This is a genomic window from Streptomyces sp. NPDC007088, from assembly GCF_042869355.1.
Taxonomy (GTDB): domain Bacteria; phylum Actinomycetota; class Actinomycetes; order Streptomycetales; family Streptomycetaceae; genus Streptomyces.
In genome coordinates, this window is sequence record NZ_JBIAFO010000033.1 from 23,587 (window position 1) to 45,403 (window position 21,817).

Annotated in this window: 22 protein-coding genes; 10 read left to right on the top strand and 12 right to left on the bottom strand. The window is 73.6% G+C overall.

Annotated elements, in window-relative coordinates:
• Positions 1–329: 329 nt before the first annotated feature.
• Genes dhaK through ACFYMP_RS30730 form a run of 3 tightly spaced genes read left to right on the top strand, consistent with a single transcriptional unit; the run spans position 330 to position 2,382 of the window.
• Positions 330–1,322 carry a dihydroxyacetone kinase subunit DhaK gene (dhaK, locus tag ACFYMP_RS30720; RefSeq protein ID WP_388863699.1) on the top strand — a complete coding sequence of 331 codons (993 nt, stop codon included), beginning with the start codon at positions 330–332 and terminating at the stop codon, positions 1,320–1,322.
• A 38-nt stretch (positions 1,323–1,360) separates the two neighbouring features.
• Positions 1,361–1,975 (top strand): dihydroxyacetone kinase subunit DhaL, encoded by a 615-nt coding sequence (gene dhaL, locus ACFYMP_RS30725; protein ID WP_388863701.1) that lies wholly within the window; start codon positions 1,361–1,363, stop codon positions 1,973–1,975.
• Complete coding sequence (locus ACFYMP_RS30730) at positions 1,972–2,382, top strand: PTS-dependent dihydroxyacetone kinase phosphotransferase subunit DhaM (protein WP_388863703.1); 411 nt, start codon at positions 1,972–1,974, stop codon at positions 2,380–2,382. Before dhaL ends, ACFYMP_RS30730 begins: the two co-directional genes overlap by 4 nt.
• Positions 2,383–2,412: 30 nt before the next feature.
• Here the strand turns inward: ACFYMP_RS30730 and ACFYMP_RS30735 are convergent, their stop codons facing one another.
• Both ACFYMP_RS30735 and ACFYMP_RS30740 read right to left on the bottom strand, forming a co-directional pair.
• On the bottom strand, positions 2,413–3,240 hold the full coding sequence (locus ACFYMP_RS30735) for a glycoside hydrolase family 75 protein (RefSeq protein ID WP_388863705.1): 828 nt from the start codon (positions 3,238–3,240) through the stop codon (positions 2,413–2,415).
• A gap of 183 nt (positions 3,241–3,423) precedes the next feature.
• Positions 3,424–4,119 carry a type 1 glutamine amidotransferase domain-containing protein gene (locus tag ACFYMP_RS30740; RefSeq protein WP_388863707.1) on the bottom strand — a complete coding sequence of 232 codons (696 nt, stop codon included), beginning with the start codon at positions 4,117–4,119 and terminating at the stop codon, positions 3,424–3,426.
• Between the two features lie 348 nt (positions 4,120–4,467).
• Between ACFYMP_RS30740 and ACFYMP_RS30745 the strand changes: the two genes are divergently transcribed.
• A complete protein-coding gene (locus ACFYMP_RS30745) occupies positions 4,468–5,193 on the top strand; it encodes a serine/threonine protein kinase (protein WP_388863709.1) in 726 nt (241 codons plus the stop codon).
• A 24-nt stretch (positions 5,194–5,217) separates the two neighbouring features.
• Here ACFYMP_RS30745 and ACFYMP_RS30750 read toward each other — a convergent pair whose 3' ends face one another.
• Together ACFYMP_RS30750 and ACFYMP_RS30755 are read right to left on the bottom strand one after the other, a co-directional pair.
• A complete protein-coding gene (locus tag ACFYMP_RS30750) occupies positions 5,218–5,397 on the bottom strand; it encodes a hypothetical protein (protein ID WP_388863711.1) in 180 nt (59 codons plus the stop codon).
• Between the two features lie 354 nt (positions 5,398–5,751).
• Positions 5,752–6,027, bottom strand: coding sequence for a hypothetical protein (locus tag ACFYMP_RS30755; RefSeq protein WP_388863713.1), 276 nt, complete (start codon positions 6,025–6,027; stop codon positions 5,752–5,754).
• A gap of 98 nt (positions 6,028–6,125) precedes the next feature.
• Here ACFYMP_RS30755 and ACFYMP_RS30760 point away from each other — a divergent pair, with 98 nt between their 5' ends.
• From ACFYMP_RS30760 to ACFYMP_RS30770, 3 genes are all read left to right on the top strand, one after another.
• On the top strand, positions 6,126–6,608 hold the full coding sequence (locus tag ACFYMP_RS30760) for an NUDIX domain-containing protein (RefSeq protein WP_388863715.1): 483 nt from the start codon (positions 6,126–6,128) through the stop codon (positions 6,606–6,608).
• A 125-nt stretch (positions 6,609–6,733) separates the two neighbouring features.
• Positions 6,734–8,125, top strand: a complete 1,392-nt coding sequence (locus ACFYMP_RS30765; RefSeq protein WP_388863717.1) for an NADP-dependent succinic semialdehyde dehydrogenase — start codon at positions 6,734–6,736, stop codon at positions 8,123–8,125.
• A 52-nt stretch (positions 8,126–8,177) separates the two neighbouring features.
• Complete coding sequence (locus tag ACFYMP_RS30770; RefSeq protein ID WP_388863745.1) at positions 8,178–9,191, top strand: PHP domain-containing protein; 1,014 nt, start codon at positions 8,178–8,180, stop codon at positions 9,189–9,191.
• 18 nt (positions 9,192–9,209) lie between these two features.
• Here the strand turns inward: ACFYMP_RS30770 and ACFYMP_RS30775 are convergent, their stop codons facing one another.
• From ACFYMP_RS30775 to ACFYMP_RS30785, 3 genes are read right to left on the bottom strand one after another with little or no spacing between them, the layout of a single operon-like run.
• Positions 9,210–11,327 carry a xanthine dehydrogenase family protein molybdopterin-binding subunit gene (locus tag ACFYMP_RS30775; RefSeq protein WP_388863719.1) on the bottom strand — a complete coding sequence of 706 codons (2,118 nt, stop codon included), beginning with the start codon at positions 11,325–11,327 and terminating at the stop codon, positions 9,210–9,212.
• Positions 11,324–12,334 carry an FAD binding domain-containing protein gene (locus ACFYMP_RS30780; RefSeq protein WP_388863721.1) on the bottom strand — a complete coding sequence of 337 codons (1,011 nt, stop codon included), beginning with the start codon at positions 12,332–12,334 and terminating at the stop codon, positions 11,324–11,326. Before ACFYMP_RS30780 ends, ACFYMP_RS30775 begins: the two co-directional genes overlap by 4 nt.
• The gene (locus ACFYMP_RS30785; protein WP_388863723.1) at positions 12,331–12,897 is read right to left on the bottom strand and encodes a (2Fe-2S)-binding protein; all 567 of its coding nucleotides are present in this window, start codon (positions 12,895–12,897) and stop codon (positions 12,331–12,333) included. The genes ACFYMP_RS30780 and ACFYMP_RS30785 overlap by 4 nt, the downstream gene beginning before the upstream one ends.
• 227 nt (positions 12,898–13,124) lie before the next feature.
• On the opposite strand from ACFYMP_RS30785, the gene ACFYMP_RS30790 reads away from it, so the two are divergent.
• Positions 13,125–13,421, top strand: a complete 297-nt coding sequence (locus ACFYMP_RS30790) for a chaplin (protein ID WP_388863725.1) — start codon at positions 13,125–13,127, stop codon at positions 13,419–13,421.
• A gap of 70 nt (positions 13,422–13,491) precedes the next feature.
• Here ACFYMP_RS30790 and ACFYMP_RS30795 read toward each other — a convergent pair whose 3' ends face one another.
• Both ACFYMP_RS30795 and ACFYMP_RS30800 read right to left on the bottom strand, forming a co-directional pair.
• Positions 13,492–14,358 (bottom strand): tyrosinase family protein, encoded by an 867-nt coding sequence (locus ACFYMP_RS30795; protein WP_388863727.1) that lies wholly within the window; start codon positions 14,356–14,358, stop codon positions 13,492–13,494.
• 20 nt (positions 14,359–14,378) lie between these two features.
• On the bottom strand, positions 14,379–14,810 hold the full coding sequence (locus tag ACFYMP_RS30800) for a tyrosinase family oxidase copper chaperone (protein WP_388863729.1): 432 nt from the start codon (positions 14,808–14,810) through the stop codon (positions 14,379–14,381).
• A gap of 312 nt (positions 14,811–15,122) precedes the next feature.
• Between ACFYMP_RS30800 and ACFYMP_RS30805 the strand changes: the two genes are divergently transcribed.
• On the top strand, positions 15,123–16,913 hold the full coding sequence (locus tag ACFYMP_RS30805) for a coagulation factor 5/8 type domain-containing protein (protein ID WP_388863731.1): 1,791 nt from the start codon (positions 15,123–15,125) through the stop codon (positions 16,911–16,913).
• Between the two features lie 90 nt (positions 16,914–17,003).
• Here the strand turns inward: ACFYMP_RS30805 and ACFYMP_RS30810 are convergent, their stop codons facing one another.
• Positions 17,004–17,741, bottom strand: coding sequence for an SDR family oxidoreductase (locus tag ACFYMP_RS30810; RefSeq protein ID WP_388863733.1), 738 nt, complete (start codon positions 17,739–17,741; stop codon positions 17,004–17,006).
• A 199-nt stretch (positions 17,742–17,940) separates the two neighbouring features.
• On the opposite strand from ACFYMP_RS30810, the gene ACFYMP_RS30815 reads away from it, so the two are divergent.
• Positions 17,941–18,918 carry an alpha/beta fold hydrolase gene (locus ACFYMP_RS30815; protein WP_388863735.1) on the top strand — a complete coding sequence of 326 codons (978 nt, stop codon included), beginning with the start codon at positions 17,941–17,943 and terminating at the stop codon, positions 18,916–18,918.
• A 112-nt stretch (positions 18,919–19,030) separates the two neighbouring features.
• On the opposite strand, the gene ACFYMP_RS30820 is transcribed toward ACFYMP_RS30815, so the two are convergent.
• Both ACFYMP_RS30820 and ACFYMP_RS30825 read right to left on the bottom strand, forming a co-directional pair.
• Complete coding sequence (locus tag ACFYMP_RS30820) at positions 19,031–20,980, bottom strand: protease pro-enzyme activation domain-containing protein (protein WP_388863737.1); 1,950 nt, start codon at positions 20,978–20,980, stop codon at positions 19,031–19,033.
• A 216-nt stretch (positions 20,981–21,196) separates the two neighbouring features.
• Complete coding sequence (locus ACFYMP_RS30825) at positions 21,197–21,673, bottom strand: NUDIX domain-containing protein (protein ID WP_388863739.1); 477 nt, start codon at positions 21,671–21,673, stop codon at positions 21,197–21,199.
• Positions 21,674–21,817: the final 144 nt, after the last annotated feature.

Below are 21,817 nucleotides of genomic sequence, written 5' to 3' on the forward strand. Positions count from 1 at the left end.
TCGCGGCGCCGTCTCCGCCCGTGGTGCCCGGTGTCCGTGACCGCGAGGTGTCGTGGTCCGGCCGGGGCCGTGACGCCGGGGCGGCAGCGGCTCGGTGAACCGACTTCGTCAGGTCGCTTCCCGATCGGCTCGTGTCTCTTCGATACTTGAGGGCGGTTCGCGACCACGACAGGATCGGAGCGCTTCGGGGGCCGGCCCAAGGACACCGGTGTCGGACCGGCCCCGGCCCGGCCGGACTCCGCCCCGGCCTGCGCCGGCCGCGGGGCCGTACTCATCCGCTCGCCAGGCCCCGGTTGTCCGGGGGCCGGCTGGACACGCAGGAGAGCCCGTTGAAGATGCTGATCAACGTTCCGGAGACCGTCGTGGCCGACGCCCTGCGGGGGATGGCGGACGCGCATCCCGAGCTGACGGTGGACGTCGTGAACCGGGTGATCCTGCGCCGGGACGTGCCCGTCGCCGGACAGGTGGCGCTCGTGTCGGGGGGCGGGTCCGGTCACGAGCCGCTGCACGGCGGGTTCGTGGGACCCGGCATGCTCTCCGCGGCCTGTCCCGGTGAGGTGTTCACCAGTCCGGTGCCCGACCAGATGGTGCGGGCGGCCGCCGCCGTGGACAGCGGGGCGGGGGTGCTGTTCCTGGTCAAGAACTACACGGGCGACGTGCTCAACTTCGACATGGCCGCCGAACTGGCCGAGGAGGAGGGCATCCGGATCGCGAAGGTGCTCATCGACGACGACGTGGCCGTGACCGACAGCAGCTTCACGGCGGGGCGACGCGGTACGGGCGCCACGCTGTTCGTCGAGAAGATCGCGGGGGCCGCCGCCGAGGAGGGCCGTCCGCTGGAGGAGGTCGAGGCGCTCGCCCGCCGGGTCGACGCGCGTTGCCGCAGCTTCGGGGTCGCGCTGAGCGCCTGTACGACTCCGGCGAAGGGCAGCCCGACCTTCGACCTGCCGGCCGGTGAACTGGAGCTCGGCGTCGGTATCCACGGCGAACCGGGGCGGGAGCGGCGCGCCATGATGACCTCCCACGAGATAGCGGACTACGCGGTGGACGCCGTGCTGGACGACCTGCGGCCGAGCGCGCCCGTGCTCCTCCTGGTCAACGGCGCGGGCGGCACGCCGCTGCTGGAGCTGTACGGGTTCAACGCCGAGGTGCAGCGGGTCCTGCGCGAACGCGGGGTGCCGGTGGCCAGGACGCTCGTCGGCAACTACGTGACCTCGCTGGACATGGCGGGCGCCTCGGTCACCCTGTGCGAGGGCGACGAGGAACTGCTGCGCCTGTGGGACGCCCCGGTGGCGACACCGGGCCTGCGCTGGGGACGGTGAGCGGTTGTGCGGACGAGGACGGACGGAGGAGTGAAGTGGTGAGCGCTGGGCTCGATGCCGCGTTCTTCCGGAGCTGGCTGGTGGAGGCCGCCTCGGTGATCGACCGCGAGGCGGACCGGCTGACCGCACTCGACTCCCCCATCGGGGACGCCGACCACGGCGGCAATCTGCGGCGCGGCTTCGCCGCCGTGCGTCAGGCCCTGGAGGAGGAGCGGCCCGCGACTCCGGCCGCGGTGCTGGCGCTGGCCGGCCGGCGGCTCGTCTCCACGGTGGGCGGTGCCTCGGGGCCGCTCTACGGGACGCTGTTGCGCCGTACGGGAAAGGCGCTCGGCGAGGCGCAGGCGGTGAACCGGGAGGAGCTGGCGGTGGCTCTGCGGCAGGGGGTCGAGGCGGTCGCCGCGCTCGGTGGTGGGGCGGCCGGGGACAAGACGATGCTCGACGCGCTGATTCCCGCCGCCGACTCGCTCGGCACTTCCTTCGCGGCGGCGCGCACGGCGGCGCGGGACGGGGCGCGGGCCACGGCCCCGCTCCGGGCCCGCAAGGGACGGGCGAGTTATCTGGGCGAACGCAGCGTCGGGCACCAGGACCCGGGTGCCACCTCCGCCTCGCTCCTGATCGCGGCTCTGGCCGACACCGCGGACGGGACGATATGAGCGCGGGTCGGGTCGGCATCGTGCTGGTCTCGCACTCGGCGGCCCTCGCCTCGGCCACCGCCGAGCTCGCGCGGGGTCTGGCGGCGGGCGGGGCGCTCGCGCCGGTCGCCCCGGCGGGGGGCACCGTGGGCGGCGGGCTCGGGACGAGCGCCGACCTGATCGCCGAGGCGGCCCGGCGGGTGGACGGCGGCGCCGGGGTGGCCCTGCTCGCCGACCTCGGGAGCGCGGTGCTCACGGTCAAGGCCCTGCTCGCCGAGGAGGAGGACGAACTCCCGCCGGACTGCGTCCTGGTGGACGCTCCGTTCGTGGAGGGCGCCGTCGCCGCCGTCGTCACGGCTTCGGCGGGCGGCGACCTCGCCGCGGTGCGGGCGGCGGCCGAGGAGGCGTACGCCTACCGGAAACGGTGAGCGGGCCGGGCCCCGGCCGGTGCGCGCGGTTCAGCGCCCGGCCGGGGCCGTGGCGGTCTCCTCCAGGAACTTCCGTACCCGGCGCTCCCCGGCGGCGACCGCGGCGGCGGGATCGTCGAGGGGCGTGACCACGGTGTCGGGGAAGAGGAGGTAGGCGACCCCCGTGTCGGTCCCGCCGCCCAGGGGGTCGGCGGGGACTCCAAGGTCCTTGGCGGCCTTCCAGGACGCCTCTCCGATGACGTCGGACGGCCCGCTGTCGCCGACGACCGCGTACCGGAGGCGTCCGTCGTGGATCAGGACGGCCAGCGTGCCGCCGACGACGCCGGAGTCCGCGGGCCGCCAGCGAGCGGAGGGCTCGGGGACGACGACGTACGGGAGACGCTCGGCGCTCAGCGGCCGGCCGTCGCGCCCGGTCCAGGCGGTGGTGTCCTGGAAGGTGGGGTCGGTCTCGGCGTTGCAGTGGCTGCCGGGCCGGCCGTCGCAGTCGATGTCCAGGTCCGCCTTCCAGTACACCGCCTTTCCGGTGGCGCACACGGGGATCTCCTCCGGGCCCTCGGCGTCGGTGCGGTAGCGGCCTTCGGAGATCTCCTCGCAGGAGCCGAGGCGGTCCAGGAGCGTGCGGGCGTCGACCGGTGGCCGGGCGGGGGTCCCGGACCGGGGTGTCGTGCCCTCGCCGCCGTGTGCCCCGGTCGCGGGGCGCTCGCTCGCGGGCCCGGCCGCGGTACGGCGTTCCTCCCCCGCGCCCCGCACCCGGACGGTGGCGGAGGAGGTGTCACCGCGGTGGGGTGCGGCGCAGGCCGCGCAGGCGAGGGCCGCTCCTGCGGCGAGGGGGACGAGTACGGTGCGCGCCGACGGCATACGGGGCTCCTGCGGGGGCGGTGGGGGCCGGAGCCGACGAACGGTCCGGGGCCGTCGTACGACGGCACGTCAGCAAGGAACGTAAGCCGCCGCTCGGGGGGCGGCCCCTCCACTCGTCCGGACGGCGCAAAAGCCCGTCCGCCGCTACCGGCCCCCCGGCCCTGCCCGCTCCCCGGTGTCCTCTCAGCGCAGGGCGCGCACGATCTCCTCGGCCAGCGGGCCCGAGGAGGCCGGGTTCTGGCCGGTGTGGAGGTTGCGGTCGCTGACGGTCTTCGGCGCCCACGGCTCACCCTCCTCGAACCGCACGCCGAGGCCGTTCAGCCGGTCTTGGAGGAGCCAGGGCGCGCGGTCGGCGAGCCCCGCCTGGGTCTCCTCCGCGTTGGTGAAGGCGGTGACCCGGTAGCCCGCGAAGGGGGAGCCGCCCGGCGCCCCCTCGGTCGCGAGCAGCGCGGCCGGGCCGTGGCACACGATGCCGAGCGGCCGGCCCGAGGCGAGCGCCTCGGTGAGCACCCGCGCGGAGTCCTTGTCGCTCGCCAGGTCCTCCATGGGGCCGTGCCCGCCGGGGTAGTACACGGCCGCGTAGTCGGCCGGGTCGACCTCGGCGAGGGACAGCGGTTCGAGGAGCGGCGTCATGGTCTCCAGGGCGGCGGTCATGGCCTCGGCTCCCTTCTCGCCGCCGGTGAACTGGGGGCTGAGGCTGCCCGCGTCGACCGTGGGGACGACACCGCCCGGGGTCGCGACGTCCACGTCGTAGCCCGCCTCGGTGAACACCCGGTAGGGCTCCACGGCTTCCTCGGCCCAGAAGCCGGTGGGGTGCGGGGTGCCGTCGGCGAGCGTCCAGTGGTCGGCGCCGGTCATCACGAACAGGATTTTTGCCATGGGTGTCTCCGTACACGTGGGGGACGGGGGGCCCGGCCGGCCGGTTCGCCGGTCTCGTACGGGGCCCTCCTGCGAACGTAACCCGTTCTGAGCGAACGTAACTCCCCGGCGGCGGGAGGCGCCTCACCGGGGCCGGGGCGCGCGGGCCACCCGCACGCACGCGGCGCGGCCGGGCGGTGGCCGGTGCGGTGCGCCGGACGCATGAGGCTGTCACCTGGCCGGGGGCACGGGCGCCCGTGCGAGGTGCGGCCGCCGGGCCGGGCCCGTTGGCTCGGTCACGGGCCGCACGGTTTCCCGCAGACCGGCGCCGCGTCGGCGCCCCCGTGCCGGACCGGAGGGCGGACACACATGGGCACAGCCGGCACGACGCTCGTGGGTACGGGTCTGGCAGCGGTGGCTCTGCTGACGGTGGCCGGTCCGGCCCGCGCGGACGGTGACGCGCCGGGGGTCGAGCTGACGGCACAGCTCTCCGCGGTCCGGCTGATGACGTCGGCCTGCCCGGAAGGCGGGCGGGCCGCGCTGCTCCCGGCGGGAGCCACGGCCTTCGACGAGGGGTACGTCCTCGATCTCACGGCGCGCGGGCGGGAGCGTACCGGTTCGTGGCTGGCCCTCGCGGACGGCCGCTACTCGGTCACCGTACGCTGCGCGGACGGTACGGAGCTGACGGGCGGTCCGGTGCGGGTGCCGGGTCCGGCGTCGCCACCGGCCACCGATCCCTCTTCGGCCTCCTCCGCCACGGCTCCCCCCGCGCGGCCCGAGCGGTCGGCGCCGGTGCCGGCCTCGCCTTCGGCGTCCGCCCCCGGGACCTCGGCGGCCCCCTCCGCCCCGTCGTCGGGGCGGGCGCGGGGTCCGTACGCGGAGGGTTCCGCCCCGCCGGACGGGCGCTCCCCCGGCGGGTCCTCGTCGCCTTCGGCCGGGGTGACCGTGCCCCGAGGCGGTGTCCAAGGAGGGCTGGGCGGTAGCGCGGCCCACGGTTCCTCGCCTGCCTTCGAGGCCGGGGTGGCCCTGCTCGCGACAGGGAGCGCGAGCGTGACGGTGTGGCTGGTGCGGCGTCGTCTCGCGCGGCGCCTCTGACGCGCGAAGGGGCCGCGCACCGGGTTACCGCCGCGGTGTCGCGGTGAACCTCTGGTGGAAGAGGGTGGTCGGGCGCAGGTTCCCGGCCGGGCCGGCCGCGCAGTGCGGGATGCTGCCGGCCTCCGTCCGGCCGGTGGAGCGGTAGAGCCGCCCGGCGGGGCCGCCGGTCTCGGGGTCGAGCACGGGCGGCGCGGGCGGTGTCACCTGGGACCTCGCCCCGGGAGCGCCACTCCTCGGCCTCAAGAGGGCCGAACGGGTGAAGGAAGCCGAGAGAGGCCCGCCGCGCACGGTGGCGACGAGCGGGTCCACGAGGCCGGGGAGTGCCGTGTGGGACGTGTCCGGGGTGAGCCGCGTGCACAGGTGAGGGGCAGCGGGACGCCTGTCTTCATGGGTGCTCCGATGCGGGGGCGCGGGGGTACGGAAAGCGACACCGGTGCGAGGCGGCCACGTCGGTTCAGGGCGGGGTCACGCCCGCCGGTCGCGGCAGCCGGGCGCACCTGAGCGGGGGCCTCACGCGCGGCCCGCTCTCACGCGCGGCCCGCTCTCGCGGGCGGCGTGTCACTCGTCGGCGGCGCCGACCTCGGCCTCCGCGACCCAGCCGTAGGGCAGTTCCAGTCCGTCCACCGTCGCCGCCTCCACGGCGCGGGTCTCGGGGTCGATGTCGACCTCGAAACCGTCTCCGGCGTAGCGGGGATAGCCGCTCTCTCCCTCCTCCCCCGTGGCCCGGACGACGGCGCGCCGCATGGACGTGCCGTGGTCGAGACGGCCCGACTCGTCGGTCATCTGCGGTTTGAGGGTGACGGTGTACGTGGCGCGGTGCGGCGTGGACGTCATGCCCCGGAGGCTAGTGCGGTCCGCGAGGCGCCGCGCGCCGGACACGGTCCGCACCGGGCGCCCCGTGGGGAACGCGCCCCACGGGGCAGACTGACGGCATGACGCACAAGCGCAGCGCGGGCCTGCTCCTGTACCGGCAGGGACCCGCCGGGACCGAGGTACTGCTGGGGCACATGGGGGGTCCGTTCTGGGCGCGGAAGGACGCCCGTGGCTGGTCGGTCCCCAAGGGCGAGTACGAGTCCGGGGAGGAGCCGCTCGCGGCGGCCCACCGGGAGTTCCACGAGGAGCTGGGCCGTCCCGCGCCACAGGGGCCCTACCTTTCGCTCGGCGAGAAGAAGCAGCCCAGCGGCAAGATCGTCACGGTGTGGGCGGTGCCCGGGGACTTCGATCCCGCGACGATGGTGCCGGGCACCTTCTCGATGGAGTGGCCGCGCGGTTCCGGCCGCGTCCAGGACTTTCCCGAGCTGGACCGGGTGGAGTGGTGCACGCCCGAGCGGGCCCGGGTCGCCCTGGTCGCGGCGCAGACGGTCTTCGTCGACCGGCTCCTCGCCAAGCTGGCCCCCGGCGCGAAGGCCCCGTAGCGCTCGCCCCGCACATTCCCCGTCCGGGAGGGGGCAGGCGAGCCGGAGAACCGACCGGCCTTCCGCGTTGCGGCCCTCACCGGAGCGCGGCAAGGTCGGAGTACCTGGACCAGGAGGGAACGACCATGCCCATCGCGACGGTGAACCCGGCCGACGGCGAGACCCTGAAGACCTTCGACGCGCTGTCCGAGGACGAGGTGGAGCAGCGGCTGCGGCGCGCCCACGAGACCTTCGCGACGTACCGCACGACGGACTTCGCTCAACGGTCCCGGCTGATGAACAGGGCGGCCGACCTGCTGGAGCAGGACGAGCGGGACATCGCGCGGATCATGACGACCGAGATGGGCAAGACGCTCAAGGCGGCCCGCGCGGAGGCCGCCAAGTGCGCGAAGGCGATGCGCTGGTACGCGCGCAACGCCGAGCGGCTGCTCGCCGACGAGCACCCGGCCGACGCGGACGTCGAGGACTCGGGGGCGAGGGCGGCGCGCGTGGTGTACCGCCCGCTGGGCGTGGTGCTGGCCGTGATGCCGTGGAACTTCCCGTTGTGGCAGGTGATCCGGTTCGCGGCGCCCGCGCTGATGGCGGGCAACGTCGGTCTGCTCAAGCACGCCTCGAACGTTCCGCAGACCGCGCTCTACCTCGGTGACCTGTTCCGGCGCGCGGGTTTCCCCGAGGGCTGTTTCCAGACACTGCTCGTGTCCTCGGGGTCGATCGAGGCGATCCTGCGGGACGAGCGCGTCGTCGCCGCGACGCTCACCGGCAGCGAGCCGGCCGGCCGCTCCGTCGCCTCGATCGCGGGCGACGAGATCAAGAAGACGGTACTGGAGCTGGGCGGCAGCGACCCGTACGTCGTGATGCCCTCCGCCGACGTCGTGCGGGCGGCGCGTACCGCGGTGACGGCCCGGGTGCAGAACAACGGACAGTCCTGCATCGCGGCGAAGCGCTTCATCGTGCACGAGGAGGTGTACGAGACCTTCGAGCGGGAGTTCGTGGCCGGTATGAAGGCGCTCACGGTCGGCGACCCGATGGAGGAGTCCACCGATGTCGGGCCGGTCTCCAGCGAGCGGGGCCGCGCCGATCTTGAGGAGCTGGTGGACGACGCGGTCGAACGCGGGGCGACGGTCCTGTGCGGCGCACGCCGTCCCGAGGGCTTCGACCGGGGCTGGTACTACGAACCGACGGTGCTCTCGGGGATCACGCCGGCCATGCGCGTCCACCGCGAGGAGACCTTCGGCCCGGTCGCCACGCTGTACCGGGTGCGGGACCTGGACGAGGCGGTCGCACTCGCCAACGACACGTCCTTCGGGCTGAGTTCCAATGTGTGGACCGAGGACGCGGCGGAGACCGAGCGCTTCGTGCGGGACCTGGAGGCGGGCGGGGTGTTCTTCAACGGCATGACCGCCTCGCACCCCGCGCTCCCCTTCGGCGGCGTCAAGCGCTCCGGGTACGGGCGCGAGCTGGCCGATCACGGCATCAAGGAGTTCTGCAACGCGACGACGGTGTGGCAGGCGGCCTGAGCGAGTCCCCGCCGGGCTCCTGGAGGGCGGAACAAGGCGCGTGGAGGTGTCCGTGGAGGCGGTGACCGCACTCGACCGGATCGCGTTCCTGCTGGAGCGCGCGCAGGCACCGACGTACCGGGTGCGGGCCTTCCGCACGGCCTCCGCCGTGGTGCGCGAGCTGACACCGCGGGAGGTCGAACAGCGGGCCGCGCAGGGCACCTTGCAAGCACTGAAGGGCATCGGCCCGAAGACCGCGCAGGTGGTGGCGGAGGCGGTCCGGGGGCGCGTCCCCGGCTATCTGGAGAAGCTGGAGGAGCGGGCACGCGACCCGCTCGCCGAGGGCGGGGCCGCGCTGCTCGCCCGTACCCGCGGGGACTGCCACACGCACTCCGACTGGTCGGACGGCGGCAGCCCCGTCGAGGAGATGGGACGGGCCGCGGCGGCGCTGGGTCACGAGTGGACCGTCCTGACCGACCACTCCCCCCGGCTCACCGTCGCGCACGGGCTGTCCGCCGAGCGGCTGCGCGAGCAAATCGACCTCGTGGCCGCCCTCAACGAGCGGTGGGCGCCGTTCCGGCTGCTGACCGGGATCGAGTGCGACATCCTGGACGACGGGACACTCGACCAGGACCCCGGCCTGCTGGACCGGCTCGACGTCGTGGTCGTCTCCGTCCACTCCAAACTCCGCATGCCGGCGGCGGAGATGACCCGCAGGCTGCTGACCGCCGTACGCGATCCGCGCTCCGACGTCCTCGGGCACTGCACCGGGCGGCTGGTCACCGGCCGGGGCCGCCCGGAGTCGCGGTTCGACGCGGAGGCGGTGTTCGCCGCCTGTGCCGAGACCGGGACGGCGGTGGAGATCAACTGCCGTCCGGACCGGCTCGATCCGCCCCGTCGACTGCTGCGGCTCGCCGTGGACTCCGGGGCCCTGCTCTCGATCGACACGGACGCGCACGCACCGGGTCAGCTCGACTGGCAGGCGTTCGGCTGCGCGCGGGCCGAGGAGTGCGGGGTAGAGCCCGAGCGCGTCGTCACCTGCCGGCCGCTGGACGAGCTGCTGGAGTGGGCCCGGCGCGCGGCCTGAGGACGACCCGTGCGGCCGTCACCGGGGGCCGGCGTCCCGCAGCAGTTCCCCGAGGATCTTGTCCGGGGTGATCGGCAGAGCGCGCAGGCGGGCGCCGGTCGCGTGGTGGATCGCGTTGGCGATGGCCGCGGCGGTGCCCACGATCCCGATCTCGCCGATCCCCTTGCTGCCCATCGGGTTGAGATGCGGATCCTCCTCCTCACTCCAGTGGGCCTCGATGTGCGGGGTGTCGGCGCAGGAGGCGACGTGGTAGGCGGCGAGGTCGGCCTCGACGAAGGCGCCGGAGACGGGGTCCAGGGTGCTGCCCTCGGTGAGCGCGGCCCCGAGGCCCATGAGCATGGCGCCGACGAACTGGGAGCGTGCGGTCCGGGGGTTGAGGATGCGGCCGGCGGCGTAGTGCCCGAGCAGCCGGCGTACCCGGGCCTCGCCGGTCGCGGTGTCGACCCGGACCTCGGCGAAGTGGGCGCCGAAGGCGTGCCGGGCGTACGGCGACCCCTCCCCGGCCGGGTCACTCGTGTCGGCCACGACGGCGAGCCCCTCCGTCGGCAGGTCACCGCCGAACTCCCCGACCGCCTCCAACAGTTCGGTGCACGCCTGGTGCACGGCCCACCCCCAGGAGGCGGTGCCGGAGGAGCCTCCGGCCAACGGGGCCGAGGGCAGGTCGCTGTTGCCGATCTCGACGGTGACCCGCTCCAGCGGGGCGCGGAGCGCGTCCGCCGCGATCTGGGCGAGGACGGTACGGGCCCCGGTGCCGATGTCGGTCGCGTTGACCCTGATCCGGTAGCCGCCGTCGCGCAGGGCCCTGGCCTCGGCGGTGGACGGCGAGATGAGGACCGGGTAGGTCGCGGCGGCCACCCCCGTGCCGAGCAGGTACCGCCCCTCCCGGCGCACTCCGGGGCGCGGGTCGCGGCCCGCCCAGCCGAAGCGTGCGGCCCCCTCACGCAGGCACTCCACGAGGTGGCGGCTGCTGTAGGGGCGCCCGCTGTCGGGCTCGGTGGCGGGCTCGTTGCGCAGGCGCAGTTCGACGGGGTCGATCCCGGCGGCCCCGGCGAGTTCGTCCATCGCCGATTCGAGGGCGAACATGCCCGGGGCCTCCCCGGGGGCCCGCATCCAGGAGGGGCTCGGTACGTCGAGGGCGACGACACGGTGCGTGGTGAGGCTGTTCGGGGAGGTGTACATGACGCGGGCGGGCACGGCCGCCTGCTCCACGAACTCCTTGATCCGCGAGGTGTGCGTGGTGATCTCGTGGGCGAGGGCGGTGATGACCCCGTCGGCCCCGGCACCGAGGCGCACCCGGTGCACGGTCGGGGCCCGGTGTCCGACGACCTCGGGCAACTGGCGCCTGGGAAGCGCCAGTTTGACCGGGCGGCCGAGGTGGCGGGCGCCCATCGCGGCGAGTACCGCCTGGGGGCGCGGCGTGCCCTTGGAACCGAAGCCGCCGCCGACGTGCTCGGCCACGACGGTGACGCTGTCCTCGGGACGGCCGAAGAGGGTGGCGAGTGCCTTGCGCACCGCGGTGGTGCCCTGGCTGCTGTCGTGCACGGTGAGGTGCCCGGCCTCGTCCCACACGGCGACGGCCGCGTGCGGCTCCATGGGGTGGTTGTGCTCGGCGGCGATGCTGTACGTGCTGTCGACGCGGACGGCCGCGGCGGCGAACTCGGTGGCGAAGTCCCCGCGTTCGCGGTCCGCGGGGTGTCCGCCGTTGGCGCTTCGCGGCTGGTGGATCCCGGGGTGTCCCAGGCGCAGTTCGACGTCGTGCGGGTCGGTCTCGTAGGTGACCTCGACGGCCTGCGCGGCGGCGCGGGCCGTCTCCAGCGTCTCGGCGAGGACGAGGGCGACGTACCAGCCGTGGTGTGGGACGCGTTCGTCCTGGAGGACCAGGAGTGTCGGGTCGTCGGCCGGGGTCAGCCGTGGGGCGTTGTGGTGGGTGAGTACGGCGAGGACACCGGGGAGGGCGAGCGCGTCCTGGTCGTGGACGGCGGTGATCCGGCCGGAGGGCACGGTCGCGGGCACGGGCCAGGCGTAGGCGCAGCGCGGCGGGGTGTGTTCGGCGGCGTAGCGGGCGGTGCCGGTGACTTTGGCGCGGCCCTCGCGGCGGCGGGCGGGGGTGCCGAGGGCTGGGGAGGGCTGGTTCACGGGGTCGGCTCCCGGGTGGTGCGGGCGGCGGCGAGTTCGCTGAGGGTCGCGACGGCGAGGCGGCGGGCGAGCGGCACTTTGAAGGCGTTGCCCGGCAGCGGTTCGGCCCGCTCCAGTTCGGCGTCGAGGGCGCGCTCGAAGGTGTCCTGTCCGGCGACGGCGCCGCACAGGACGTCCTCCGCGGTGCGGGCCCGCCACGGCCGGTGGGCGACTCCGCCGAGGGCCAGCCGGGCGGTGCGCACGACGCCGTCGGGCCGTACCCGCAGCACGGCGGCGACGGAGACCAGGGCGAAGGCGTACGAGGCGCGGTCGCGGGCCTTGCGGTAGGTCTGCGGCAGCCCGGCGCAGGCGGCGGGCAGGCCGACGGCGGTGACGAGTTCGCCGGGCAGCAGGCAGGTGTCCGACTCGGGGTGGTCCCCGGGCAGCCGGTGCAGATCGGCGGCGGGCACGGTGCGCGAGCCCTGGGGCCCGGTGAGGTGCACCTCGGCGCCGAGCGCGCTCAGCGCGACGGCCAGGTCGGAGGGGTGGGTGGCGACGCACTGCGGGGAGGCGCCGAGGACGGCGTGTTCGCGGTGGTGTCCGGCGAGGGCCGCGCAACCGCTGCCGGGAGCGCGTTTGTTGCAGGGCTGGGAGGTGTCCAGGAAGTAGGCGCAACGAGTGCGCTGGAGAAGGTTGCCGCCGGTGGTCGCGGCGTTGCGCAGCTGTCCGGAGGCGCCCGCGAGGAGTGCGAGCGAGAGCGCGGGGTAGCGGGTCCGGACGGCGGGGTGGGCCGCGAGGTCGCTGTTGCGGACGGCGGCCCCGACCCGCAGCCCGCCGTCGGCCTCCTCCTCGACGCGGCCCAGCGGCAGACCACTGACGTCGATGAGCGTGGCAGGGGTCTCGACGCCGAGTTTCATGAGGTCCACGAGGTTGGTGCCGCCTCCGAGGTAGCGCGCGCCGGGCGCGGAGGCGAAGCCCTCGACGGCCTCGGAGACGCTGCGGGCGCGCAGGTAGGCGAAGGGTTTCACCGGATCACGTCCTCGACGGCCTCGACGATACGGGGGTAGGCGCCGCAGCGGCACAGGTTGCCGCTGAGCCGTTCGCGCAGTTCGGTGGCGTCGAGGCGGACGGGCACCTGATCGGTGCCGGGCGGGGTGACGTAGGAGGGGTGGCCCTGCTCGGCCTCGGCGAGCACGCCGAGCGCGGAGCACAGCTGTCCGGGGGTGCAGTAGCCGCACTGGAAGGCGTCGCGTTCGAGGAACGCCTCCTGGAGCGGGTGCAGCCGGTCGCCGTCGGCGAGCCCCTCGACCGTGGTGACGTCGGCGTTCTGGCAGGCGACGGCGAGCTGAAGACAGCTGTTGAGGCGCCGCCCGTCCTGGAGCACGGTGCAGGCGCCGCACTGGCCGTGGTCGCAGCCCTTCTTGGCGCCGGTCAGGCCGAGCCGTTCGCGCAGCAGGTCGAGCAGGACCGTGCGGTGGTCCACGTCCGGGAGGCGGTGTTCTTCTCCGTTGACGCGCAGGGTGACGGTCGACTGGTGGACGAGCACGGGCGCGGCGGCCGTTGTGCTCGGGCCTCGGTCCTGCTGTTGCACGGGGCGCACCTCTTCCGGCCTGGTCGTCGGGCCGCCGGGCGGCGCCGCAGGGTTCCAGAGTGCGCCGGTCCCCGCCGGGCGGCATGTCGCGCGGGGCCCGCCGGGGGCCCCTGTCACCCGACTGCCACACACAAGGGCGGGGGCCGTGACCTGGAGTGAGTGGCGGCGTTGAAGGGGGCGTACTGGTCACGGTCCCGTGGCCCACTCGCAATCCAAGGAGATCTCGTATGTCTCGCTTCGCGAAGGCAGCCGCTGTCCTCGCCGGTACCGGTGCCGTCGTGGCCGCGGGCGCCGGTATCGCCGCCGCGGACGCCGGCGCGCAGGGTGCCGCGATCGGTTCCCCGGGGGTGCTCTCCGGCAACCTCCTGCAGGTTCCGGTGCACGTCCCGGTCAACCTCTGCGGCAACAGCGTCAACGTCATCGGTCTGCTGAACCCCGCGTTCGGCAACACCTGCGTCAACGCCGACGGCGGCCACGAGCGCGGCCACGACGGCGGCTACGGCGACGAGGGCTACGGCAACTGACCCCCTCGGCCCACGCACCGTACGGCCCCGCCGGTTCACTCCGGCGGGGCCGTACGGCTGTCCCGGCCCCTCAGGCGTAGCGGTAGAGCGCGCTGTGGTCGAGGAGCGCGGCGGGGGCGACGTCCCACGGCGGCATCGGGTCGTTCAACGTCGCGATCCGCCCGCTCTGGGAGTCACCGGGTGACAGGGCGCGGGCCGGCAGGTAGCCGGCCTTCGGGTGGGCGCGCTGCCACCGCGACCAGATCAGGTCGACGAAGGCGTGGTGCAGCCAGAACACCGGGTCGCCCGGCGAGGAGCCACCCAGCATCGTCCCGCCGACCCAGCGGTGCACGCGGTTGTGGTTGCGCCAGCGGGCGCTGCCCTGGCCGGTGGACCAGCCCTCCAGCTTGTTGCGGAACCCGCCGCGGGAGGTCGAGTTCCACGGGGGGACGTCATAGGTGGCGTCCCGCGTGGCCCGCTCCAGCTCCGCCTTGGTGGGCAGGCCGATGGGGTCCTGCGGCCGTCCGAAGGCACGGCGCAGGTAGGGCCGGTCGTCGACGCCCTCGGTGAGTTCCCACTCCCCCCTTCCGTAGGCGAAGGCCCCGGTGGTCACCTGCTGGTCGCTGCGCCGGCCGTCACCGCCGAGGAAGTCCTCCTGCCACAGGGCGGCCGCCGGGGTGTTGTCCTTCGTCCAGTCCCAGTAGGGGACGGTCACTCCGGGGGCGATCTCGCGCAGGTCGCGTTCGAACTCCAGGAGGTAGCGGCGGTGCCAGGGCAGGAAGGAGGGCGTCATGTGGGCGAAGCGCGGGCCGCCGTCGCCGTCCGAGACGTAGTACTTGACGTGGGTGCGCACGTAGTCGTCGTAGCGTCCCGACCGTTTGAGTTCGAGAACCGCGCCGACGAACCTCTTCTTCTCGGCGCTCGTCAGGTCGCGCTGGTTCTTCCGGGTGTAGACCATGCGGTGCTCTCCTCGGGTCCTCAGCCGCCGTGCCGGGCGGCGTTGCGGGTTGGGGCGGCCCCGCCCAGCTCGTCGACGGCCGCCCGTACGGCCTCGCGGGGGGTGGCGTAGGAGGTGGAGTGGTCGACGGCGGTGAGCCAGCCGCCGTCGGCGCGGCGCATCAGGTGCAGCGGCCGTCCGTCGACGAGGGCGGTGTCCCCCGCTCCCTGGATGTGGCGGCCCGCGTACACCTCGTCGAAGGCGGGGGCGGGCGCGGGGTCGGCGAGGATCGTGTCCGGCGGCCGGGCGGTGACCACCGGGGCGAGGGCCACCGCCGTACCACCGAGGGCGCCGAGGGTGAACAGGGCGCGCAGCAGGTGGCGGCGTCCGGTCCCGGGACCAGAGGGGCCCAGGGTGGCGGCGTTCTTCGTATACGGAAGCGGGATGGTCGGCGTCGTGGTGCGTGGGCTCATGCGGTGGTGCTCCGTCCTGGGGAGGCTCGCGGCCAGAGGTGGGCCGTCGGTGCGCACAACGACGCGGAGCGGGATCGGTTGCTGGGCCGAGTGGGGGGCCCGGCGTGATCGGTTCCTGAAGCGAGGACGGGCCCGGCCGGGTCGCGTTAAGCCCTCCTTAAGGGGAGGAACAATCCCAACTGGCGCTTATGCGACGTCACTTCTTGTTTTCAAGAAGGGAGACCGAGGCTCCTCGCGCACAGATATTGACGTGTTCGAAACAAGGGTGAAGCATCGTCAGGCAGATCGATCCGCGACTTTGGAGTCACGACGATGCGTTTTCCCCCCACCACATCCACTCCCCCGAGATCCCTCACCCCACGTTCCAGGCGACGCGCCACCGCGCTCGCCGGGGTCTCGGCTCTGGTCACCTCGCTGTTCCTGCTCGCCCCCACCGGGCAGGCTGCGGCCGACCCCCTGCCGGGAGGCGGGGACCTCGGGCCCAACGTGAAGGTGTTCGACCCGTCCACGCCCGACATCCAGGGCCAGGTGGACGACATCTTCAAGAAGCAGGAGTCGGCCCAGTTCGGCGACGGACGCTACGCCCTCCTGTTCAAACCGGGAACCTACGACAACATCAACGCCCAGCTCGGTTTCTACACCTCGATAGCCGGGCTCGGCCTGAACCCCGACGACACGACCTTCAACGGGGACGTGACCGTCGACGCGGGCTGGTTCGACGGCAACGCGACGCAGAACTTCTGGCGTTCGGCCGAGAACCTGGCGCTGAACCCGGTGAGCGGCACCGACCGCTGGGCCGTGTCGCAGGCGGCGCCGTTCCGCCGGATGCACGTCAAGGGCGGTCTCAACCTCGCCCCGGACGGCTACGGCTGGGCGAGTGGCGGCTACATCGCCGACAGCAAGATCGACGGCACCGTGAGCCCGTACTCGCAGCAGCAGTGGTACACCCGCGACAGCTCCGTGGGCGGCTGGAGCAACGGCGTGTGGAACATGGTGTTCTCCGGTGTCGAGGGCGCCCCCGCGCAGGGCTTCCCCGACCCGCCGTACACCACGCTCGACACCACGCCCGTCTCGCGCGAGAAGCCGTTCCTGTATCTGGACGGCGACGACTACAAGGTGTTCGTCCCGGCCAAGCGCACCAACGCGCGCGGCGTCTCGTGGGACAGCGGCACCCCGCAGGGCGAGTCGCTGTCGCTGGACCAGTTCTACGTGGTCAAGCCCGGCGCGAGCGCCGAGACCATCAACGCGGCCGTCGAGCAGGGCCTGCACCTGCTGTTCACCCCTGGCGTCTACCACGTCGACCAGACGATCGACATCGACCGGGCCGACACCGTGGTGCTCGGACTGGGCATGGCGACGATCATCCCGGACAACGGGGTGACCGCGCTGCGCGTCGGCGACGTCGACGGGGTCAAGCTCGCGGGCCTGCTCGTGGACGCGGGTACGACCAACTCCGACAGCCTCGTCGAGGTCGGCACGGAAGGCGCGAACGCCGACCACGCCGACAACCCGACCTCGCTCCAGGACGTCTTCATCCGGGTCGGCGGCGCCGGCCCCGGCAAGGCGACCAACGGCATGGTGATCAACAGTGACGACACGATCATCGACCACACCTGGATCTGGCGGGCCGACCACGGCGACGGGGTCGGCTGGGAGACCAACCGCTCCGACTACGGGCTGACCGTCAACGGGAACGACGTCCTCGCCACCGGTCTGTTCGTCGAGCACTTCAACAAGTACGACGTGCAGTGGAACGGCGAGCGCGGCCGCACGATCTTCTTCCAGAACGAGAAGGCGTACGACGCGCCCAACCAGGCCGCCATCCAGAACGGCGACCAGAAGGGCTACGCCGCCTACAAGGTGGCCGACTCCGTGGAGAACCACGAGGGCTGGGGCCTGGGCAGCTACTGCTACTACAACGTGGACCCGTCGATCCAGCAGGGCCACGGCTTCGAGGCACCGGTCAAGGCCGGGGTGAAGTTCCACGACCTGCTCGTGGTGTCACTGGGCGGTCAGGGACAGTACGACCACGTCATCAACGACACCGGGGCGCCCACGTCGGGCACCGACACGGTGCCCTCGACGGTGGTGTCCTGGCCGTAACCGGCCCGGACGTCCCCACGACACCGGGGCCCGGTCACCTTCGCCGGACGGTGACCGGGCCCCGGCCCGTCCTTCCCGACAGCCCTCCGCTCACCGGCCCCCGGCCACTCGCAGGATTGCGCCGGTCGCGTACGAGGCGTCGTCGGAGAGGAACCACAGGACGGCGCCCGCGATCTCCTCGGGACGCCCCGCGCGGCCCAGCGGCACCCCGGCCCCCACCCGCGCCGGCCGCTGCGGATCGGCGTGGAAACCGGTCTCGATCACCCCGGGCGCGACACAGTTGACGCGGATACCCGAGGGCGCGACCTCCTGGGCGAGACCCACGGTGAGCGTGTCGGTCGCGGCCTTCGTCGCGGCGTAGTGCACGTACTCTCCCGCCGAACCGAGCGTCGCGGCGGCCGAGGAGATGTTGACGATGGCACCCGCCGTACCGGTGCGCACCATGTCGCGCACGGCGCGACGACAGCACAGCAGGTAGCCGAGCACGTTGACGTCGAGGACGTCACGCAGCCCCCGCGCGTCCGCCTCGGCCAGCGGGCCGACCGGTCCGCTCACCCCCGCGTTGTTGACCAGCGCGGTGACCGTGCCCAGTTCGGCCTCGGCCGTCTCGAAGAGCCGGTCCACGTCGTGCTCGTCGGCCGTGTCGACGGCGACGGTCACCGCGCGGCCGCCCGCCTCCCGGACCGCGGCGGCGACCTTCTCGGCGGCCGCCCGGTCCGAGCGGTAGCCGATCGCGAGGTGGTGCCCCGCCTCGGCGAGCCGGACACAGACGGCGGCGCCGATACCGCGGCTGCCTCCCGTGACGACGGTGACCTGCTGCGGGGACATCCACGACCTCCTGGACGGAACGGCGTACACCAGTGCGATCACTGTAGTCGCCGTGGGTGCGCGAGGCGTGCGCGCGGCCCCGTATCCCCGGCCCGGGGGCCAGCACACCCGTACGGGGCCCCCTCGAAGGTGTCACGTGCGCGGGACGGGGCCCGCGGACCTGTTAATAAGGATGCTTCCCCCACGTCAGGAGCGCGAGATGCACCGTTCCACCGCCGTCGCACACGGCCCTTCCGCCCCCTCGGGACCGGCGGCCGCCGCTCTCCCGCGTCCCGCGCGGGAGGAGGCCGCCGAGGGGGCCACGGAGCATCAGCTCACCTTCGACGGCTTCCGCTACGTCGTCCGCAGCGTGGGGCGGTCGACGCCCGGACAGGACCCGGTGCTGATCCTGGGCGGCTCCTCGCAGGACCGCTTCTCGTGGATGCGGCACGAACGTGGTCTCGCCCCGCTCGGGCAGCTCCTCACCGTCGACCTGCCCGGCTACGGCGGTGCGGACTTCCTCCCCGAGCGCTACGGCGTGGACTTCCTGGCGGCGACGGTCCGCTCCCTGCTCGACGCGCTCGGGGTCGCACGGGTCAATCTGGTCGCGGCCTGTTTCGGCGGGGCGGTGGGGCTGCGCTTCGCCCAGCACAGCCCCGGCCGGGTGCGCAGACTCATGCTGGTGGGGATGACCCGGCGCATCCCCGAGGACTACGGGCGGGCCATGGTGCGCTGGGCGGGGATGATCGAGCGCGGGGAGACGGGGCCGATCGCGCAGGAGCTGACGGAGCGTTTCATGGCGCCGCCCGGCGTCGGCACGGTGCGCAAGCACGCGGCCGTCACGCGGCTGGTGCACCAGCAGATCGCGGACCAGACCACCGAGCAGACCGCGAAGTCGGCCGAGCACAACACCCGGCTCATGCGCCACGAGTGGTACCGGCCCGAACCGGTGCCCGCCGTGCCCTCCCTGGTGGTCACCGGGGAGTTCGACACGCTGACGACGCCGGACATGGGCCGCGAGGTGGCCGCCTCGCTGCCGGCCGCCCGCTTCCTGACGATCCGGGAGACCGACCACCTCGCGCCGGTCGAGCGCACCGCGGACTTCGCGGATCTCGTGGTGCGCTTCTGCACCGACCAGTCCCTGCACTCCTTGCCGTACGGCACCGAGGTGGAGAGCTTCGGCAGCGGCCGGCACTGACGTGCCCCACGTGCCCCACGTCCCCGGCGCGCACGCGCACGGCCCCCGCACACGAGGTGCGAGGGCCGTGGTGACGCGCCGGCGTGGCGGTCCGCGCCGGTGGTGGAGCGACTCAGCGGCGGCGGAACGACGTGAGGTAACCGCCGGCCGGGCTGCCCACGCCGGTCACGTCGTCGTAGCCGACGACGGCCTTGAGCGAGCTGTCCCTGCCGAGTACGCGCAGGGTCGTCTTCGTCCCCTCGGAGGCGTCGTAGCCGTTCACGTAGTCGGTGCGCACGACACCGATCCCCTGGCCCTGGCCGAGCGGCTGGTCGGTGACGTCGTGGTAGGCAGAGGTGCCGTAGCGTGCGTAGATGCCCGGGTTGGCGAAGCCGATCGGGACCCCGTGCTGGGCCTGCTGCGCGAGGGCCTGGACCCCGGCGATGACCGGGGCGGCGAGCGAGGTGCCGCCGATGCGGTACTCCCCGTACTTGAGCTTCCCGTTGGGGAAGGTCTGCGTCTGGCCCACCAGGAAACCGGTGTTGGGGTCGGCGACGGCCGCGATGTCCGGGACGGTGCGCATCGGCGTCTTGCCGTTCGCCTTCGCCAGCTTCGCCGGGACGACGCCCTTCTGGTAGAAGGGCTGCTCCACGACGGCACTCGTGCCGCCGCCCGCACCGGAGGTGAAGGTCCCCGGGAACCCGGTCCAGGAGTCGCCGGCCGCGGACAGGGCGGCGTTCTGGGTGCCCCAGCCGGTCTCCCACTGGTACCTGCCGCCCTTGCCGACCGCGAGCGAGGTGCCGCCGACGGCGGTGACCCACTGCGAGTTGACGGGCATGTCGACCTGCTTGGTCCCCGTGGAGGCGACGTTGTCCCCGTCGTCCCCGGAGGAGAAGTAGAAGCCGATGCCCTCGACGGCGCCCCGCTGGAAGACCTGATCGTAGGCCGCGGCGGAGGCCGGGGTCTCGTTGGACTCCAGATCGCCCCAGGAGTTGGAGACGATGTCGGCGAGCCTGTTGTCCACGACCTTGCTCAGGCTGTCGAGCAGGTCGTCGTCGTAGCAGGAGGCGGCGCCCGCGTAGACGATGTTCGCGTCGGGGGCCACCGCGTGCACGGCCTCGACGTCGAGGGTCTCCTCGCCGTACCAGCCGGAGGCCCCGCACTCCTCGGTGCGGTTGTAGTCCTCGGGCAGGACCTGGGTGAGCTGGCCCTTGCGGTACTTCTTGTCCCCGTTGCGCGCGGCGTACTGCGCCGCGTCGGCGGCGATGGTCGGGGAGGCGTAGGCGTCGGTGATGGCGACCGTGACGCCCTTGCCGGTCTGCTTGCCCGCTCCGTAGGCGGCGCGCAGCTGCTTGCCCGTGTAGCCCTTGACCGCGTACGGGGCCTTCTTGCCGAAGGCGGAGGGCAGCTTCTTGTTCGTCTTCGAGCCGAAGTACGTGGAGAAGGGGCCCGCGTTGCGGAAGACCGCGTCCGGCGGGGGCAGCGTCTCGTCGTGGCTCGCGCGGTGCGGGGCGTTGTCCAGCCCGGTGACCGTCAGGACCGCTCCGTGCAGAGACTGCGGCACCGAGGGGGTGGCGTCGGGGGCGTGATAAGTGTGGCCGCTACGCGCGTAGTTGCGCAGCTTGGTGGAGAACGCCTTCTCCACCGCCGAGGTACGGCCGGACACCGTGAGGTAGTTCTGGTTCCGCCCGGTCACCGTGAGCCCGGCGCCCTTGAGCCACGCGGTCACCTCGGCGACCTGTTCACGGCTCGCCCCGAAGCGGGCCTCGGTCTGCCGGGTCGTCAGGTACTTGCCGTACGAGGACGACGCGGGGTCGGAGACCTCGCGGGCGTAGCGTGCGAGCCCGGCGGCGTCGCGGCCGGCCAGGTAGACACGGGCCTCGACCTGATGGCCGGCGGACAGCGCGCCGCGGTCGGCCTTGGCCGTGGCCCAGTGCGGTTTGGTGCCCGCCAGTGTCTGCCGCCCGGTGTGACCGGTGTCGGCGGACGCGGTCGGTATGCCGAGCGCCAGGGCTCCGGCGGCCAGGGGCAGTGTCGCCGCCCAGACCATTCCGGCGCGCAGGCGAGGTCGGCTCGATCTCATGGGACCCCCTGCTGTGAACGAATGGACGTGCGGCGAAAAGGTAGTTGACAGCCGCACGCACCGATCACTCTGTCGATCAAGTGTTCATCGGGGGTACATGGGTTGGTCTAGGAACGGTTAAGGAGGCGCCAACGCTTCGCCAACGTGGCCCCCTCCCGGCCTGGAGGGGGCCACGTGTTGACGGGGTGTCGTGCGACGGACGGGAAGGCCGTGGCCTCAGGAGGCGGCGGGGCTGAACCACGCGGGTCCGCCGGACAGGGCCTGCTTGATACGGAAGAGGGAGAAGTCGGCGAGCGGCGGCAGCGCGTCCAGGGAGTACCAGCCGACCTCCAGGGACTCGTCGTCCCCGACCCGCGCCTCGCCGCCGGTGGCCCGGCACAGGAAGGTGATGTCGACGAACTGGCAGCGGTCGCCGTTCGCGTAGGTCACCGGCTGCAGCGTCTGGACCAGGACGAGTCGTTCGGCGACGCAGTGCACGGAGGTCTCTTCGAGGACCTCCCGCACGGCCGTCTCCGCGGGCTGCTCCCCGGGCTCGCAGATTCCTGCCGGCAGGGCCCACTTCCCGGTGTCCGTGCGTCGGCCGAGCAGGACACGGCCCTCGGGGTCGAGGACCACGGCGTTGACACCGGGCAGCAGGAGTAGTTCGTCGCCGATGTTCTCGCGCAGCTTGAGGATGAATTCGGGGGTCGCCATGGCAAGACCCTAACGTCCGGGAAGAGGGGGGGGGGGGGGGGGCCCCGGGGCCCCGCCCCCGCCCCCCCCCCCCCCCCCCCCCCCCCCCCCCCGGGGGCCCCCCCCCCCCCCCCCCCCCCCCCCCCCCCCCCCCCCCCCCCCCCC

Coding starts and splice junctions, on each gene's coding strand:
- ACFYMP_RS30730 (WP_388863703.1), top strand. CDS start 1,972: ATGAGCGCGGGTCGGGTCGGCATCGTGCTGGTCTCGCACTCGGCGGCC.
- ACFYMP_RS30735 (WP_388863705.1), bottom strand. CDS start 3,240: ATGCCGTCGGCGCGCACCGTACTCGTCCCCCTCGCCGCAGGAGCGGCC.
- ACFYMP_RS30740 (WP_388863707.1), bottom strand. CDS start 4,119: ATGGCAAAAATCCTGTTCGTGATGACCGGCGCCGACCACTGGACGCTC.
- ACFYMP_RS30745 (WP_388863709.1), top strand. CDS start 4,468: ATGGGCACAGCCGGCACGACGCTCGTGGGTACGGGTCTGGCAGCGGTG.
- ACFYMP_RS30755 (WP_388863713.1), bottom strand. CDS start 6,027: ATGACGTCCACGCCGCACCGCGCCACGTACACCGTCACCCTCAAACCG.
- ACFYMP_RS30760 (WP_388863715.1), top strand. CDS start 6,126: ATGACGCACAAGCGCAGCGCGGGCCTGCTCCTGTACCGGCAGGGACCC.
- ACFYMP_RS30765 (WP_388863717.1), top strand. CDS start 6,734: ATGCCCATCGCGACGGTGAACCCGGCCGACGGCGAGACCCTGAAGACC.
- ACFYMP_RS30790 (WP_388863725.1), top strand. CDS start 13,125: ATGTCTCGCTTCGCGAAGGCAGCCGCTGTCCTCGCCGGTACCGGTGCC.
- ACFYMP_RS30795 (WP_388863727.1), bottom strand. CDS start 14,358: ATGGTCTACACCCGGAAGAACCAGCGCGACCTGACGAGCGCCGAGAAG.
- ACFYMP_RS30800 (WP_388863729.1), bottom strand. CDS start 14,810: ATGAGCCCACGCACCACGACGCCGACCATCCCGCTTCCGTATACGAAG.
- ACFYMP_RS30805 (WP_388863731.1), top strand. CDS start 15,123: ATGCGTTTTCCCCCCACCACATCCACTCCCCCGAGATCCCTCACCCCA.
- ACFYMP_RS30810 (WP_388863733.1), bottom strand. CDS start 17,741: ATGTCCCCGCAGCAGGTCACCGTCGTCACGGGAGGCAGCCGCGGTATC.
- ACFYMP_RS30815 (WP_388863735.1), top strand. CDS start 17,941: ATGCACCGTTCCACCGCCGTCGCACACGGCCCTTCCGCCCCCTCGGGA.
- ACFYMP_RS30820 (WP_388863737.1), bottom strand. CDS start 20,980: ATGAGATCGAGCCGACCTCGCCTGCGCGCCGGAATGGTCTGGGCGGCG.
- ACFYMP_RS30825 (WP_388863739.1), bottom strand. CDS start 21,673: ATGGCGACCCCCGAATTCATCCTCAAGCTGCGCGAGAACATCGGCGAC.